This is a genomic window from Flavobacterium pectinovorum, from assembly GCF_022802975.1.
GTDB lineage: Bacteria > Bacteroidota > Bacteroidia > Flavobacteriales > Flavobacteriaceae > Flavobacterium > Flavobacterium pectinovorum_B.
In genome coordinates this window covers 137,680-152,563 of record NZ_JAFEVZ010000003.1, presented here as the reverse complement: position 1 = coordinate 152,563, position 14,884 = coordinate 137,680, and the positions used below count along the sequence as shown (strand labels likewise).

At 33.5% G+C, this 14,884-nt stretch carries 14 protein-coding genes; 11 read left to right on the top strand and 3 right to left on the bottom strand.

Translation table 11 applies throughout. The features are described 5' to 3' along the window. The first annotated feature begins 37 nt into the window (after positions 1-37). The 5 genes from FLV_RS05625 to accC all read left to right on the top strand — a co-directional run bounded on the left by FLV_RS05625 (position 38) and on the right by accC (position 3,924). Positions 38-580 (top strand): YceD family protein, encoded by a 543-nt coding sequence (locus FLV_RS05625; protein WP_243231731.1) that lies wholly within the window; start codon positions 38-40, stop codon positions 578-580. 9 nt (positions 581-589) lie between these two features. Then, positions 590-784 carry a 50S ribosomal protein L32 gene (gene rpmF / locus FLV_RS05620; protein ID WP_031455170.1) on the top strand — a complete coding sequence of 65 codons (195 nt, stop codon included), beginning with the start codon at positions 590-592 and terminating at the stop codon, positions 782-784. 173 nt (positions 785-957) lie between these two features. Then, on the top strand, positions 958-1,956 hold the full coding sequence (locus FLV_RS05615; RefSeq protein WP_243231729.1) for a beta-ketoacyl-ACP synthase III: 999 nt from the start codon (positions 958-960) through the stop codon (positions 1,954-1,956). Positions 1,957-1,979: 23 nt separating this feature from the next. Then, positions 1,980-2,468: an acetyl-CoA carboxylase biotin carboxyl carrier protein gene (gene accB, locus FLV_RS05610; protein ID WP_243231727.1), complete on the top strand. Its 489-nt coding sequence runs from the start codon at positions 1,980-1,982 to the stop codon at positions 2,466-2,468. A gap of 109 nt (positions 2,469-2,577) precedes the next feature. Next, positions 2,578-3,924, top strand: a complete 1,347-nt coding sequence (gene accC / locus FLV_RS05605) for an acetyl-CoA carboxylase biotin carboxylase subunit (RefSeq protein WP_243231725.1) — start codon at positions 2,578-2,580, stop codon at positions 3,922-3,924. Between the two features lie 554 nt (positions 3,925-4,478). Here accC and FLV_RS05600 read toward each other — a convergent pair. Then, positions 4,479-5,735, bottom strand: coding sequence for an OmpA family protein (locus tag FLV_RS05600; RefSeq protein WP_243231723.1), 1,257 nt, complete (start codon positions 5,733-5,735; stop codon positions 4,479-4,481). Between the two features lie 555 nt (positions 5,736-6,290). Here FLV_RS05600 and FLV_RS05595 point away from each other — a divergent pair. From FLV_RS05595 to FLV_RS05575, 5 genes are all read left to right on the top strand, one after another. Continuing rightward, entirely contained in the window at positions 6,291-6,587 is a 297-nt protein-coding gene (locus FLV_RS05595) for a hypothetical protein (RefSeq protein ID WP_243231721.1), read from the top strand. Positions 6,588-6,616: 29 nt separating this feature from the next. Then, entirely contained in the window at positions 6,617-6,904 is a 288-nt protein-coding gene (locus tag FLV_RS05590; RefSeq protein ID WP_243231719.1) for a hypothetical protein, read from the top strand. Positions 6,905-6,924: 20 nt separating this feature from the next. Beyond that, complete coding sequence (locus FLV_RS05585) at positions 6,925-7,221, top strand: PepSY-like domain-containing protein (RefSeq protein ID WP_243231717.1); 297 nt, start codon at positions 6,925-6,927, stop codon at positions 7,219-7,221. 17 nt (positions 7,222-7,238) lie between these two features. After that, positions 7,239-7,535, top strand: a complete 297-nt coding sequence (locus FLV_RS05580; RefSeq protein WP_243231714.1) for a hypothetical protein — start codon at positions 7,239-7,241, stop codon at positions 7,533-7,535. Between the two features lie 125 nt (positions 7,536-7,660). After that, the gene (locus tag FLV_RS05575) at positions 7,661-9,001 is read left to right on the top strand and encodes a sigma-54-dependent transcriptional regulator (RefSeq protein ID WP_243231712.1); all 1,341 of its coding nucleotides are present in this window, start codon (positions 7,661-7,663) and stop codon (positions 8,999-9,001) included. Here FLV_RS05575 and FLV_RS05570 read toward each other — a convergent pair. Beyond that, positions 8,998-11,439, bottom strand: coding sequence for a hybrid sensor histidine kinase/response regulator (locus FLV_RS05570; protein ID WP_243231710.1), 2,442 nt, complete (start codon positions 11,437-11,439; stop codon positions 8,998-9,000). The genes FLV_RS05575 and FLV_RS05570 overlap by 4 nt on opposite strands. Positions 11,440-11,577: 138 nt before the next feature. After that, positions 11,578-13,479, bottom strand: a complete 1,902-nt coding sequence (locus FLV_RS05565) for a S9 family peptidase (RefSeq protein WP_243231706.1) — start codon at positions 13,477-13,479, stop codon at positions 11,578-11,580. 278 nt (positions 13,480-13,757) lie between these two features. Here FLV_RS05565 and FLV_RS05560 point away from each other — a divergent pair, with 278 nt between their 5' ends. Continuing rightward, complete coding sequence (locus FLV_RS05560) at positions 13,758-14,870, top strand: NAD(P)/FAD-dependent oxidoreductase (RefSeq protein ID WP_243231704.1); 1,113 nt, start codon at positions 13,758-13,760, stop codon at positions 14,868-14,870. The last annotated feature ends 14 nt before the right edge of the window (positions 14,871-14,884 follow it).

The following is a 14,884-nucleotide window of genomic DNA, read 5'->3' as shown; positions in this document are numbered from 1 at the left end:
TGAGTTTTAGAGCCTAATTGTACAAATTGATGTTGAAATGAGCAAAACAAAAGAATTTTTAATTCCTTTCGTGGGATTAAAGCTAGGGAAACACCATTTTGAGTATCAAATAAGTAAGAAGTTCTTTGAGGACTTTGATTATGATGAGTTTCAAAATTCGGATATCAAAGTCAGTTTAGTTTTAGATAAGAAAAGCAATATGCTGGAGTTGGATTTCAAACATAAAGGAACGGTTAATGTGCCTTGTGATCTGACCAGTGAAGATTTTGATTTGCCTATAAAAGGAAAGATGAAACTTATTGTTCGTTTTGGAGATGAGTTTAATAATGACAATGAAGAATTGTTAATCTTGCCTCATGGTGAATTTGAATTGGATGTAGCGCAATACATTTATGAAATGATTGCATTGTCAATTCCGCAAAAAAGAATTCATCCCGGTGTAAAAGATGGAACTTTGCAAACGGAAGCCCTGGCAAAACTAAATGAGTTAACAGTTAAAGAACAAAAAGAAGAGAGTAAACAAGAAGAAGATATTGACCCGCGTTGGGACAAATTAAAAAAACTATTAACGGATAAATAATATAGTAAAATGGCACATCCTAAGAGAAAAATCTCGAAAACAAGAAGAGATAAGAGAAGAACACATTATAAAGCTACTGTAGCTCAAATCGCTACATGTCCAATTACTGGAGAAGCACATTTATACCACAGAGCTTACTGGCATGAAGGTAAAATGTATTACAGAGGGCAAGTTGTTATCGATAAATCTGAAGCGGTTGCTTAATACGTTTTTGTAAATGATATGAGAACTCTCACTATGTGAGAGTTTTTTTTGTTTGTTATAACTTTCTTTTTTAAAGAAATTTACGACAATACGTTTAGATTTTTTTTTGTAATTTTCAAGTCTTTTAAAAATTTTTCAAATACGCCGTATTTGAGAGGAAATAATAGAATATAATGAATACAATCACAGCCGCAATTACCGCTGTTGGAGGATACGTTCCTGACTTTGTACTTTCTAACAAAGTACTAGAAACAATGGTCGATACCAATGATGAATGGATTACTACCCGTACCGGAATAAAAGAAAGAAGAATTCTTAAAGATGCTGATAAAGGAACTTCCTATCTTGCCATAAAAGCAGCGCAGGATTTAATAGCAAAAGCCAATATTGATCCATTGGAAATTGATATGGTGATAATGGCAACAGCGACACCGGATATGATGGTGGCTGCGACGGGTGTGCATGTTGCTACAGAAATTGGAGCTACTAATGCATTTGCTTACGACTTACAAGCTGCCTGTTCGAGTTTTTTATACGGGATGTCTACTGCAGCAGCTTATGTGCAATCAGGACGTTATAAAAAAGTATTATTAATTGGTGCTGATAAAATGTCATCAATTGTAGATTATACAGACAGATCTACCTGTATTATTTTTGGTGATGGAGCCGGAGCGGTTTTGTTCGAGCCAAATTATGAAGGCTTAGGTTTACAGGATGAGTATTTACGAAGCGATGGTGTAGGACGCGATTTTCTTAAAATTCCGGCAGGAGGTTCCTTAATTCCGGCTTCTGAGGAAACCGTTAAAAACAGACAGCATAATATTATGCAGGATGGTAAAACAGTATTTAAATATGCTGTTACTAATATGGCTGATGCAAGCGAATTAATTTTGCAAAGAAATAATTTGACAAAAGAAGAGGTAAGCTGGTTAGTGCCACATCAGGCAAACAGACGTATTATTGATGCTACTGCCGGCAGATTAGACTTAGATGAGTCTAAAGTGCTTGTAAATATCGAAAGATATGGTAATACAACTTCTGGAACTTTGCCATTAGTATTAGCCGACTTTGAACACAAGTTCAAAAAAGGAGACAATGTTATTTTTGCCGCTTTCGGAGGTGGATTCACTTGGGGATCTATTTACTTAAAATGGGCTTACGATAAGAAATAAATTAAAACTAAAAACAAACCATTATGGATTTAAAAGAAATTCAAAACCTAATCAAATTTGTAGCAAATTCGGGAGTTGCAGAGGTAAAGTTAGAAATGGATGATGTAAAAATCACAATTAGAACAACTTTAGAAACAAATGTAACTGAAGCTACTTATGTACAGCAATTACCAGCTCAGGCTGCATTGCCGCAAGCAGTTGCTCCTCAGCAAACTGCACCGGTAGTTGTAAATGTAAATAGTGAAGCAGCTGCTCCTGTTGAAAATTCTAAATTCATTACTATAAAATCTCCAATTATTGGAACATTCTACAGAAAACCATCTCCAGATAAACCGGTTTTCACTGAAGTAGGAAGCACAATAGCTAAAGGTGATGTTCTTTGTGTAATTGAAGCAATGAAATTATTCAACGAAATCGAATCAGAAGTTTCAGGTAAAATTGTAAAAATTCTTGTTGACGATATGTCTCCTGTAGAATTTGACCAACCTTTATTTTTAGTTGATCCATCATAAATAAATTTAGATTTTAGATTTTAGATTTTAGAATGGTTCGAAAGAAAATTTTGTTAATCATCTAAAATTATCTAATTATCAAATTGTCTAATTATCTAATTAAAATAAGATGTTTAAAAAAATATTAATTGCGAATAGAGGAGAAATTGCACTACGTGTAATTCGTACATGCAAGGAAATGGGAATTAAAACTGTAGCAGTTTACTCTACAGCCGATGCAGAAAGCTTACACGTTAAGTTTGCTGATGAAGCGGTTTGTATTGGACCTCCTCCAAGTAACTTATCGTATTTAAAAATGTCAAATATTATTGCCGCTGCAGAAATTACAAATGCAGATGCAATACATCCGGGATACGGATTTCTTTCTGAGAATGCTAAATTCTCTAAAATTTGCCAGGAGCACGGAATCAAATTTATTGGTGCAGCTCCGGAAATGATCGACCGAATGGGAGATAAAGCTTCTGCAAAAGCTACAATGAAAGCAGCAGGAGTACCTTGCGTACCAGGTTCAGACGGATTATTAGAATCTTATGAGCATGCACTAAAAGTAGCTAAAGAAATTGGTTATCCGGTTATGATGAAAGCTACTGCCGGTGGTGGTGGAAAAGGAATGCGTGCAATCTGGAAAGAAGAAGAGCTTTTAAAAGCGTGGGAAAGCGCTCGTCAGGAAGCTGCTGCTGCTTTTGGAAATGACGGAATGTACATGGAGAAACTTATTGAAGAACCACGTCATATCGAAATTCAGGTGGTTGGAGATTCTTACGGAAAAGCCTGTCACCTTTCTGAAAGAGATTGTTCAGTTCAGCGTCGTCACCAAAAACTGACTGAAGAAACACCTTCGCCTTTCATGACAGATGAATTACGTGCTAAAATGGGTGAAGCTGCGGTAAAAGCGGCTGAATTTATTAAATATGAAGGAGCGGGAACAGTAGAATTTTTAGTGGATAAACACAGGAATTTCTACTTCATGGAAATGAATACCCGTATTCAGGTAGAGCACCCAATTACTGAACAGGTAATTGATTATGATTTGATCCGTGAACAGATTATGGTAGCTGCCGGAATACCGATCTCAGGAAAAAATTATTTACCTGAATTACATGCTATAGAATGTCGTATTAATGCTGAAGATCCTTATAATGATTTTCGTCCGTCACCGGGAAAAATTACTACGCTTCATATGCCGGGAGGCCACGGAGTTCGTTTAGATACTCACGTTTACTCTGGTTATAGCATTCCGCCAAATTACGATTCAATGATTGCAAAGTTAATTACAACAGCGCAATCCCGTGAAGAAGCTATCAGCAAAATGCGAAGAGCTCTTGACGAATTTGTAATTGAAGGTGTGAAAACTACAATACCTTTCCACAGACAATTAATGGATGATCCAAAATACATAGCAGGAGATTATACAACTGCTTTCATGGACACTTTCAAAATGAATAGTCCTGAATAAATGTTCTGAAAAACCTCATTGAAAAATGAGGTTTTTTTATGTCTTGATTTAACTAAAAAATGCCGATTATTTAATCTAATTTTTAGATAGCGGAAACGGAATAATTTGCCAGAAAATTTCAATTTTTTTTGTTTTCTTGATGTTGCATTTTGCATGTTTGTTATAAACCTGAACTCGATTATAATTATCTTCCACGGTTTCAACCGTTGGCTGTAGTTTAACATTGGATTATTATTTTTACTAATGATGTTAAAAAAGCAAAATGGTCCCATTTAGCCCCGATTGCTATGCCAGCTCGCTTCGCTCGTGAGAAGTAAAAAAATCTTATGGCTCGGAGTTCGAACATAAGATTGTAACGGAAAGCCGGATGATACTTGCTGCAAAATACTTATTGATCGGGAATTAAAAGCTTTTTAAAGCTGTTTTTGAGGCTTATCTCTTTTAGTAGGGATTTTTAAAGGAGATTTATTTTACAGGTTTAATTTGAATAAAAAAAAGCTGTATCATGAAGATACAGCTTTTGATTTTTAGAATTTTATAAAATGTAAACTACGTTAGTTTTTTATTTTAAAAGTAACTCTTCTTGCTAATTTTCTTGCTAAAGCAGAATCCTTGTCTACAGAAGCATCTATACCACCACTGGTAACTGTTACTCTTTCAGAAGAAATCTTAGCCTTAGTTAAAATGTTTTTTACATTGTTTGCTCTTTCATTTGCTAACTTTTCGTTGTATGAAGTGTTACCAATCTCATCAGCATAGCCTGTAACTTCAACAGTTGCAGAAGGGTTGTTTCTTAAATAGTTTAATACAAAATTAATTCCATCCGTAGAAGAATCTGTTGGTGTAGACTTGTTGAAGTCGAAATAAGCAGCAACATAACCTCCGTTTACTAATTTTGTAATTGATTCTTTATCGCTTATTGCCTCATCACCATTAGAATTTTTAGGGTAAGTTTTAGTTAAGTAACTCTCTAATTCATCAGGGATGCCATTATTGTTTAAATCAACAGCTCTTCCTTTAGAGTCTACCATAAGTCCGGCAATAGTATTAGGCTCTAAATCTAAATAATCAGCTACACCATCTTTATCACTATCGATTAACATTTTTTCAAGAGCGTCAATTCTTTCTCTTTGAACAAGCATATCGTTATTAATAATAGTAACCCAGTCAGCGTGTTTTTGGTTTTTGCCAAGGTACACGGTTAAACCGATAGTACCATTAAATAAAGCTCCATTAAAACCTTTCTCCGGATTTAGTGCAGCTGCATCGTATGTGTGACTTTGAAGAGCATTCATAATAGTTGAAAAGTCTGCAGTCAAAGCTAATCTGTCAGATAGTTTTACCTGACCGGTTACACCAATGACGAAATTAATCATTTTGTCGTTTAATGAAGAGTTTTTGTCTTCAAAATAGGCAGCGCCAAAACCTGTGTGTCCTAATAAACCAATTGTTTTTGTCCAGGTCTCAAAATTCATGATTCGCCCTAAATTGGCTACACCCTGAATGTCAAATCTGTAATATTTTGTGTCAAAAGGAGTTGAGTTTTTTTCTTCCTGAAAACTGTTGTAACCAAAATCAGCTTTCAAACCAAATTTATTATTGAGCATGTATCGTACTCCTAAATCAACAACAAACGGGCTTATTGGTGATGTGTAATATTTCATTGGGTTTTGTGGTTTGTTAAATCCACCTGCTAATTCAATAGACCATTTGTTGAAATTGCCATCAGTTAAACTTTCGTCAGTGCTTGTTTGAGCATTAACTGTTACAACTGTTACTAGTAAAACAAGTAATAGTATAATTTTTTTCATTTTATATTACAATTTTAAAATTTGGTGCAAAATTACAATTTAATTTTAACATTTTAATATTGACGAGATAATTATTGAGAATTGTTTGTAATTATGTTAAAAAAAGATTTTAAGGAGTGTTTTTGTGTTATTATTCTATTCATAACGTGTTATTTCTGATTTTAATGTATGTGGTAATTTTTTGTTTATCAAATACTTGGTTAATAAGTAGGTTTTATATGGCAAACGAAACTTATCTTAACTCCAGATTTTTTTTAGTTTTTAATCATTATTCAAGATTAAGTCTTGATGGTTATTAACAGATTTATTAGTTTTTTTGAAAATGCACTCTGAAGAACTGATTTTATAAATACTACAGAAACACTTTTGTGTGTACTTTTTACCCACTTTTTTTACAAATTATACACTTGTTATTATTTTTAAAAACGCTTACATTTGTTTAATTGCTTTAAATACAGTGTCTTAAGTGGTTTTGTCTTTGTGGTTTTGGTTACGGCATAATAATTTCTTTGTCTAATGTGTAAAACAACTATTAATAATTAAAATATACACATTATGAAAAATTTATTTTTATCAGCCGCAATCGTTTTGGGAGGTTTAACTTCATTTGCATCAACTTCTTCAGTATCAAATACTATTGTAAAAACAATTTCTATTCAGGATGAATATACCGAAGTTAAATTAGAAGAAGTTCCAACAGCAATTATAGATGCACTTAAAAAAGCATATCCGGATGTTATACTTTCAAAAGCATATAAAAATGCAAAATCAGAATACAAATTAGATGTTACTGTTGGTGACAAAGTAGGTAATCTGTTTGCTAATGCTGACGGAACCTGGATTAAAAAATAATTTTGAGGTAATCTTTAAAACAATTTATCATGAAAAAGTTAATCTTTTCAGCAGCTATCCTTTTAGGAGGCTTGTCAATTCAGGCAGCTGCCATAAGTTCAGGAAATACAGTTGTCAAATCAATAATTCAGGACGAATACAAAGAAGTTGACGCAGTACCTGCTGCCGTTAAAACGGGTTTAGATAATGCTTATCCGGGTGTGAAACTCGATAAGGCATTCGTAAACGATAAAAAAGAGTATAAAATCGAGATAACAGTAAGAGGTGAAAAGTCTACTGTTTATACCGATGACAAAGGAAATATCCTTAAAAAATAACTCAAATAAAACCACTAATTATGAAAAAGCTAATCTTATCTGCAGCAATTATTCTGGGAGGGTTATCGGTTCAGGCAGCTATTCCGGCAGGAACAGCTTCAACTGTTAATTCGATTGTTGTTCAGGATGAATATACCGAAGTTGCTTCAGATGCAGTTCCGGCAGCTGTAAAAGCTACAGTCGAAAAATCTTTTCCAAATACTAAACTTGAAAAAGTGTACAAAAACGCAAAAAACGAGTACAAACTGGAAATTTCAAGTGGAGATAAAAAGTATACTGTTTTTACAGATGCTTCAGGAAATATTATTAAAAAATAATTTTAAAAATCAGCATTATGAAAAAGTTAATCTTATCAGCAGCTATTGTTTTAGGAAGTTTGTCAATTTACGCAACTACAAGTAGTAATGTTGACCCTGTAAAAACGTCTGTAAATTTTCAATCAGAGTATAAAGAAGTTAAAACGGATGAAGTTCCGGATGCTGTAAAAAAAGCATTAGAAACCGCATATCCGGGAGTAAAGCTTGAGAAAGCATTTGTAAACGAGAAAAAAGAATACAAATTAGATATAGCAGTTGGAGACCAAAAGGCTACTGTTTATTCAGATGTCAATGGAAACTGGTTGAAGATATAATTAGGTGAATTAGATTTATGTTTTTGGTGAAAAGAGATTGCTTTTAGCAGTCTCTTTTTTTTGCATAAATTTGTGAAATTCTACTTTAAATAGTGGTATTTTAGCAAAAAAGTCCCAAAAAGAACATGCCGAAGATATTATTAATAGAAGACGATATTTCATTTTGCAAATTATTAGAAAAGTTTCTGGTAAAAAAAGCATTCGATGTAACTATTGCTTTCTCAGCAGCGGAAGCCCGAGTATATATCAAAAAAGAATCTTTTGATTTGATTTTGACAGACCTTCGTTTGCCTGATGCTGACGGTATTGTTTTAATGACTGAATTTAAAACTTCGCATCCTGAAATCCCTGTGATACTCATGACGGGTTACTCAGATGTAAATACTGCCGTAAAAGCAATAAAAAACGGAGCTTCAGATTATATCTCGAAGCCATTTAATCCTGATGAAGTTTTATTGGTTATTACAAACGCATTGCAGACAGCTCCGGCTGAAAAAGAGACAGTAAAAGAAAAAAGAATTCCAGCGAAGGAGGCTTCTTCCGAAAATGAGTTTGTAAAAGGAATTTCTGTTGCTTCCAAAAAATTATTAGAGCATATCAAACTGGTCAGTCCTACCGATATGTCTGTTCTGATTATTGGCGAAAGCGGCACCGGAAAAGAAATTATTGCCAAAAGTATTCATCAGCAAAGCCATCGAAAAAACAATAATTTTATCGCTGTTGACTGTGGTGCGATTCCTAAAGAATTGGCAGCCAGTGAATTTTTCGGACATTTAAAAGGATCTTTTACAGGAGCCATAAGCGATAAAACAGGGTATTTTGAAGCAGCAAATGGCGGAACTATTTTTTTGGATGAAATAGGAAATCTTTCTTACGAAAATCAGATTCAGTTACTAAGAGCACTTCAGGAGCGAAAAATAAAACCGGTTGGAAGTAATAAAGAAATCGATGTTGATATTCGGATTATTACGGCAACAAATGAAGATTTACGAGGTGCAGTAAGAAACGGAGATTTTAGAGAAGATTTGTATCACCGAATCAATGAGTTCTCTATTCAATCACCTTCATTAACAGAAAGAGGAGAGGATTTAATGGTTTTTGCAGATTACTTTTTAGAAAAAGCAAACCATCAGTTAAATAAGGACATTATTGGATTCTCGCCGGAAGTAGTAGCTATTTTTCAAAAATACAATTGGCCCGGAAATTTGCGGGAACTTCAAAATTGTATCAAACGAGCCACACTTTTATCTCAGGGAGACTTTATCGAAAGTGATGTTTTACCTATAGAATTTTTTCAGACTGAAAAGACTGGTAGTTCAGGCAGTTTTTCTTTATCCGAAAATGAAAAAGAAACGATTATTCACGCTTTATCGAGAACCCAAAATAATAAATCTGAAGCGGCAAAGTTGTTAAAAATTACCAGAAAAACACTTTATAACAAATTGAAACAATACAATATTGATTAAAGGATTTCTCTTTTTAAAGTGTCAAAAAGTAAATCAATTTTAGATTTTAAAGCACTATAAAGAGATTCTAAATTCGAATTTTCTAAATCATTTTGTTCTAATTTTTTCAGTATTGTTCCAATTTCATCTGACTGAATTTGCCTGAACATTGGAGCAATACGATGTGCAAGTGAATTTATTTCGGCAATGTTTCTTTCCTGAACAGCATTTTCTAAAGCCTTTAAATTTAGTTTTGTATTTTCTATAAATGATCTGATGAACTCTTTTGCTGATTCAGCATCATTGCCCAAAAACTCTTTTAAAGTTTCTAAAGAATAATTTTTTGAAGAAACCTGCTCTTCCGTTTTGATAATATTATCTTCATGAGTTATGGTTTTGTTCAGGACTTTTTGAATGGTTTCAAGCAAAATTTTTGGAGAATAGGGTTTGTTTATGACTGTTGAAAAACCGGCATTTGTATAAGTAGAAAAATCTAAATCTGTTCGTCCTGTTATAGCAATAATGGGTTGATTATTAAAAAATGAATTGGTTTCATTTTTTAATTTTTTAACAAACAAAAAACCATCAATTTTAGGCATTTGAATGTCTGTAATAATAAAATCAAAATCAGTATTTCGAATGGTTTCTAATGCTTGGGCTGCATGAGTAAATGATAAGACCTGATGCTTTTGCTGTTTTAAAACAGTTGTGGTTAAATTCAGTAAATTAATATCGTCATCCAGAACAATAAAAGTCAATTTTTCAGAGTTCAAAATAATTTCTTGTTGCCCTCTGTCAGGTAAAATTGCACTTGTATCGAATAACAGCGGAAGTTTGATTTTAAAAGTACTTCCTTCTCCAAAAGTGCTTTCGAGGTTTAATTTTCCGCCTAAAATCGAAATGATTTTTTGACAGATGGCCAATCCTAAACCAGTTCCGCCGTATTGTTTTTCGATGTTTTCATTGGCCTGGGCAAATTCTTCAAATACAAGTTTCTGGTTTTTCTTTTCGATTCCAATACCCGAATCTTCAATATTAATGGCAAAAAAGTCATTCTCTTCGACAATATAAGCACTGATTCTTATAAAACCCTGTTCTGTAAATTTATAGGCATTTCCGATTATGTTGCTCAAAATTTGTTTTAAGCGAAACGGATCTCCAACAATTTTTGAGTTCAGTTTTTCATCAATATTAATAATCAGGTCAATGTTTTTTTGTTTGTAAACGGTCTGAATACTTTTAGCAACTTCATCAATGATTTCAGATAATGAAAAGGGAACTTTTTCAATCGTAATTTTTCCCGCCTCAATTTGAGAGAAATCCAATAAATCCTGAACCAGCTGGGTAATATATTCTGAGGAATTCTTTATGTTTTTGATAAAATAAGATTGTTTCGTATTCACATCAGAATTGCCCAAAAGTTCTGAATACCCAACAATGGTGCTCAACGGAGTTTTTAAATCATGACTCACTGTTGAAATAAGCTGCTCGCGGCTTTTAAGCAGATTTTTGGTTTTAAAATTGGCAATTTCCAACTGTTTTTTATACAATTGCGATTTCGAATAATCGCTTACAATTATAATCGAGAAGACGACTGTTAACAGTAAACCAATAATGGCCGAAGCTGTAACAATTTCATTTACTTTTTTAAGTGATTTCTCTTTTAATGAATTGTTTTTTATCGAATTAATGATGATTTCCCTCTCAATTATCCGAAGTACTTTTCGGAGTTGTTCAGAAATGGCAATTTCATTTTTAAGCAGTTTGTTTTCTTCAAAATTTAAAGATTCTTTTTTCTTTTCGGCTTTTTGTTTTACATCGCTCAGCAGTTTTTTTGAATTGGCCAAAATAGAATCAGAAGCTTGTTTGGTAAGCGTATTGGTGCTGTCATCCGGAATATTCTGGTTGAGGTAATCAACGTATTTTTGCAGTACATTTCGCTGATAACTTCCTAAATCATTCGGGCTCCTGGTAAAATCCTCAAGTTCCAGTTTTCGGAGTTTAAACTCCATTTTGGTAATTTCATCAATAGCTGTGTTTACAGAAACTTCATCTTCGGCTTTGTTTTTTATCGTTTTTAATTGTCTGATGTTATCTGTTTTTTCAGATAATAAATAAGTAACACTGTCTAACAAAACCTTTTGGTAGTCTGTAGTTACAATTTGTTTGAGCGTGTCGATTCGGGATCGCAAAGAATCGGTTTCAGTCAAATAACTTTTAAAGTCTTTTTCAGAGTTGTTCTGAATTGTTTTTCGGGCTAAACTTTCTGTTTTATATACGTTAGAAAAAAGTTTGCTGACTTTTAATATTTTTGTTTTTTCAAAAGCTATTTTATCTTCTAGTTTGTTGTAAATCGCATTTTCAGAATATAAAAACCATCCCACAATTACGACTAATGCAACCAGGGCAAGGTAACCGAAAAGTACTTTAATGGGCATATAGCTTCTTTTGCTTTCCATAAATGATCGTAAGGGATTTGTTTTTTGAAATGATTACTACTGCAATTTATTCAATATTTTCTGTTTTAAAAAGCCAAACTTTCTTTAAAAAAATAACCACAGACCTTAATCTGTGGCTAATAGTATTTTGTATTTTAATTAAAGGGTTTCGTTCAGCCATTTAAAAAATTCGTTTTGCCAAACCTGTGCATTTTGCGGTTTTAAAACCCAGTGATTTTCATCAGGAAAATATAGCAAACGGCTCTTGATACCTCTTAACTGTGCTGCCTGAAACGCTTCCTGACTTTGTCCGATTGGTACACGAAAATCTTTTCCGCCCTGAACAATTAAAATGGGTTTGTTCCAGTTTCCAACCAAAGTTGCCGGGTTAAAAGTTGTGTATGCTTTTTGCGCTACAGCATTGTCTTTTTCCCAGTAAGCTCCGCCAAAATCCCAGTTATTGAAGAAAACTTCTTCGGTAGTTCCAAACATACTCTGTGTATTAAAAACACCGTCATGAGCGATAAAAGTCTTAAAACGGTTTTTATGAATTCCGGCCAGATAAAATACCGAATATCCTCCGTAGCTGGCTCCCACACATCCTAAACGGTTTTTGTCAACGTAGTTTTCTTTGGCAACATCATCAATTGCAGAGAGGTAATCATCCATCACCTGACCTCCCCAGTCTTTACTGATCTGCTCATTCCATTCTACACCATGACCCGGCATTCCACGACGATTTGGAGCAACCACCACATAACCTTTAGCAGCCATCAAAGAGAAATTCCAACGGAAAGAATACGATTGTGTTAATGCACTTTGCGGTCCTCCCTGACAAAACAATAATGTTGGATATTTTTTTGAAGCATCAAAATTTGGAGGCAGAATTACCCAAACCAGCATTTTTTTGCCGTCAGTAGTAGTCACGTAACGCTTTTCGGTTTTGCTTAATGTTAGTGATTTGTATGTTTCTGTATTGATATTTGATAATTGTTTCCAGGTGTTTTTCTTCAAATTAAAAGAATAAATTTCCGAAGCATGATTCATATCAGATCGTGTTACAATAATGTCATCGCCAGCTAAGCCAACTAAATCATTAACGTCAAAATCACCATTTGTCAATTGACGAACCGTAATTGCAATTCGGGTAACTCCCGGAAAATTGACAATAAAAAGCTGTTTTGTACCGTCCACAGGAGCTGTAAAATAAACATTTTTACCATCCTTGCTCCAGATGAAACTATCTACAGTTCCGTCCCAGTTTGCGGTTAAATTTTGTTTGATTCCTTTAAACTCAACAATTATATCATTTTTATCAGTTTCGTAACCATCGCGTTTCATTTGCAGCCATGATAAATTTCCTGTTGGAGAAAATTGCGGAGCCATATCATAACCCAAATTATCCTCAGTTCTGTTTATTGTTTTTTGAGTCTCTAAATTGTACTCGTAAATATTCGTGTTTGTTGAAATAGCATATTCGGTTCCTGCTTTTTTCTTACACACATACAAAATGTTTTTGCTGTCCGGAGACCAGATATAATCTTCGTCGCCTCCAAAAGGTTTTTGAGGACTGTCAAAATTTTCACCTTTTAAAATGTCAATTCCTTTTGCATCGTCTTTATTTTCCTTATAAAAAACATGATTAAATTTTCCCTCGTTCCAGGTATCCCAGTGGCGATAATCCAGACCATCATAAATTTGTACATCCGATTTTTCAAGATTTGGATAAAAATCTTTTCCTAAAACTTTGTCAATTTTTACTTCTTCATTATAAACCAAATATTTTCCGTCAGGCGAAATGTTTTTATCGGCTAAAATGTCTTTAGTATCTTTAATTTCAGTTGTATTTCCTCCATTTAAAGGAATAATATAAAATTTAGAATGCGATTTGTTTTCCTCCACAGAAGGGGTAGAAACCTTAAAAACAATATTTTTTGCGTCTTTTGAAATTCCAAGTGGAGTCACTCTTCCTAATTTCCATAACAATTCCTGCGACATTACATTTTGTCCTATAGCATTTAAACTCATCATTATTAAGGTTATAAATAATACTTTTTTCATAATAAAATTCTATTTTTTGCAGTGCTAAAATTACAACATTTAAGCTCAGATTAGTTAAATTTCAAATTCCAATTTATTGTTAAAATTCCAAGTATGAAATTCCAAATTCCAAAAATGTTGCCTTTAAATTTTATTCGCCACGAATTCACGAATTGTTTTTTGATAATTTTTTAGAAATTAAAAATTGAATTTAATCAAGGGTTGAAATTTTTGTTTCAAATTTATTTCCTAAATTGGAAATTGGAATTTAAGGGATTGGAATTTATTTTAGGACAAAAATGGAACTAAGTTATTGGGAATTGAAAAACTGGTTTACAAATGTAGAGTACACCATAGTCGGGAGCGGAATTGTAGGGCTTCATACTGCATTACGTTTGCGCGAAAGATTTCCAACTGCAAAAATTCTCGTATTAGAAAAAGGAATGCTGCCACAGGGCGCTAGTACAAAAAATGCCGGTTTTGCCTGTTTTGGAAGTATTTCTGAAATTATGGAAGACTTAAAAACGCATACCGAAGAAGATGTTGTCGAACTGATAGAAAAGCGCTGGCAGGGTTTGCAGCAGCTTCGAAAAAGACTTGGGGATGATATAATGGATTTTAGGCCCTATGGAGGCTATGAATTATTTTTGAAAGAGGATGAATCCGGGTTTAATGAGTGTATTTCTAAAATTCCTTTTATAAATGAAGTTTTAAAACCAATTTTTAAAGCAGATGTTTTTGCAAAAGAAATTGATCGTTTTGGATTTCAAAATATTCACGAATATTTGGTCTTTAATCCGTTTGAAGCACAGATTGATACCGGAAACTTGATGCAGGAATTGCTCAAACAGGCTGTTGCAGCTAATATTCTAATTCTGAATCAGCAAACTGTAACTTCTTATACGGATGCCGGTAACCATGTTGAAGTGGTGCTGAATGATTTTAGTTTTAGTTCTAAAAAATTACTTTTTGCAACCAACGGTTTTGCAGAATCTTTGACAAATGGAGCTGTAAAACCTGCGAGAGCACAGGTTTTAATAACAAAACCAATTGAAGGTTTGGATATTAAAGGAACTTTTCATCTTGATCGTGGTTATTATTATTTTAGAAATATCGGAAATAGAATTTTATTAGGAGGCGGTAGAAATCTGGATTTTGAAGCTGAAAACACAACAGAATTTGGTCAGACGAAAATTGTTCAAAATAAATTGCAGAATTTACTTATTAATGTAATTTTGCCACATCAAAATTTTCAAATTGAACATTGGTGGAGCGGTATAATGGGTATTGGAAACAGCAAGAATCCAATCGTTACGCAGTTGTCCGAAAATGTCTTTTGCGGAGTGCGTTTGGGTGGAATGGGAGTAGCAATAGGAAGTTTGATAGGAACAGAATTAGCAGATTTAATATAACACGTTTAAACTAA

What these genes read in the sequence shown, in the direction of transcription:
- FLV_RS05595 (WP_243231721.1), top strand. Translation starts at nt 6,291, where the DNA reads ATGAAAAATTTATTTTTATCAGCCGCAATCGTTTTGGGAGGTTTAACT.
- FLV_RS05560 (WP_243231704.1), top strand. Translation starts at nt 13,758, where the DNA reads ATGGAACTAAGTTATTGGGAATTGAAAAACTGGTTTACAAATGTAGAG.
- FLV_RS05585 (WP_243231717.1), top strand. Translation starts at nt 6,925, where the DNA reads ATGAAAAAGCTAATCTTATCTGCAGCAATTATTCTGGGAGGGTTATCG.
- FLV_RS05615 (WP_243231729.1), top strand. Translation starts at nt 958, where the DNA reads ATGAATACAATCACAGCCGCAATTACCGCTGTTGGAGGATACGTTCCT.
- accC (WP_243231725.1), top strand. Translation starts at nt 2,578, where the DNA reads ATGTTTAAAAAAATATTAATTGCGAATAGAGGAGAAATTGCACTACGT.
- FLV_RS05580 (WP_243231714.1), top strand. Translation starts at nt 7,239, where the DNA reads ATGAAAAAGTTAATCTTATCAGCAGCTATTGTTTTAGGAAGTTTGTCA.
- rpmF (WP_031455170.1), top strand. Translation starts at nt 590, where the DNA reads ATGGCACATCCTAAGAGAAAAATCTCGAAAACAAGAAGAGATAAGAGA.
- FLV_RS05625 (WP_243231731.1), top strand. Translation starts at nt 38, where the DNA reads ATGAGCAAAACAAAAGAATTTTTAATTCCTTTCGTGGGATTAAAGCTA.
- FLV_RS05565 (WP_243231706.1), bottom strand. Translation starts at nt 13,479, where the DNA reads ATGAAAAAAGTATTATTTATAACCTTAATAATGATGAGTTTAAATGCT.
- FLV_RS05590 (WP_243231719.1), top strand. Translation starts at nt 6,617, where the DNA reads ATGAAAAAGTTAATCTTTTCAGCAGCTATCCTTTTAGGAGGCTTGTCA.
- FLV_RS05575 (WP_243231712.1), top strand. Translation starts at nt 7,661, where the DNA reads ATGCCGAAGATATTATTAATAGAAGACGATATTTCATTTTGCAAATTA.
- FLV_RS05600 (WP_243231723.1), bottom strand. Translation starts at nt 5,735, where the DNA reads ATGAAAAAAATTATACTATTACTTGTTTTACTAGTAACAGTTGTAACA.
- FLV_RS05570 (WP_243231710.1), bottom strand. Translation starts at nt 11,439, where the DNA reads ATGGAAAGCAAAAGAAGCTATATGCCCATTAAAGTACTTTTCGGTTAC.
- accB (WP_243231727.1), top strand. Translation starts at nt 1,980, where the DNA reads ATGGATTTAAAAGAAATTCAAAACCTAATCAAATTTGTAGCAAATTCG.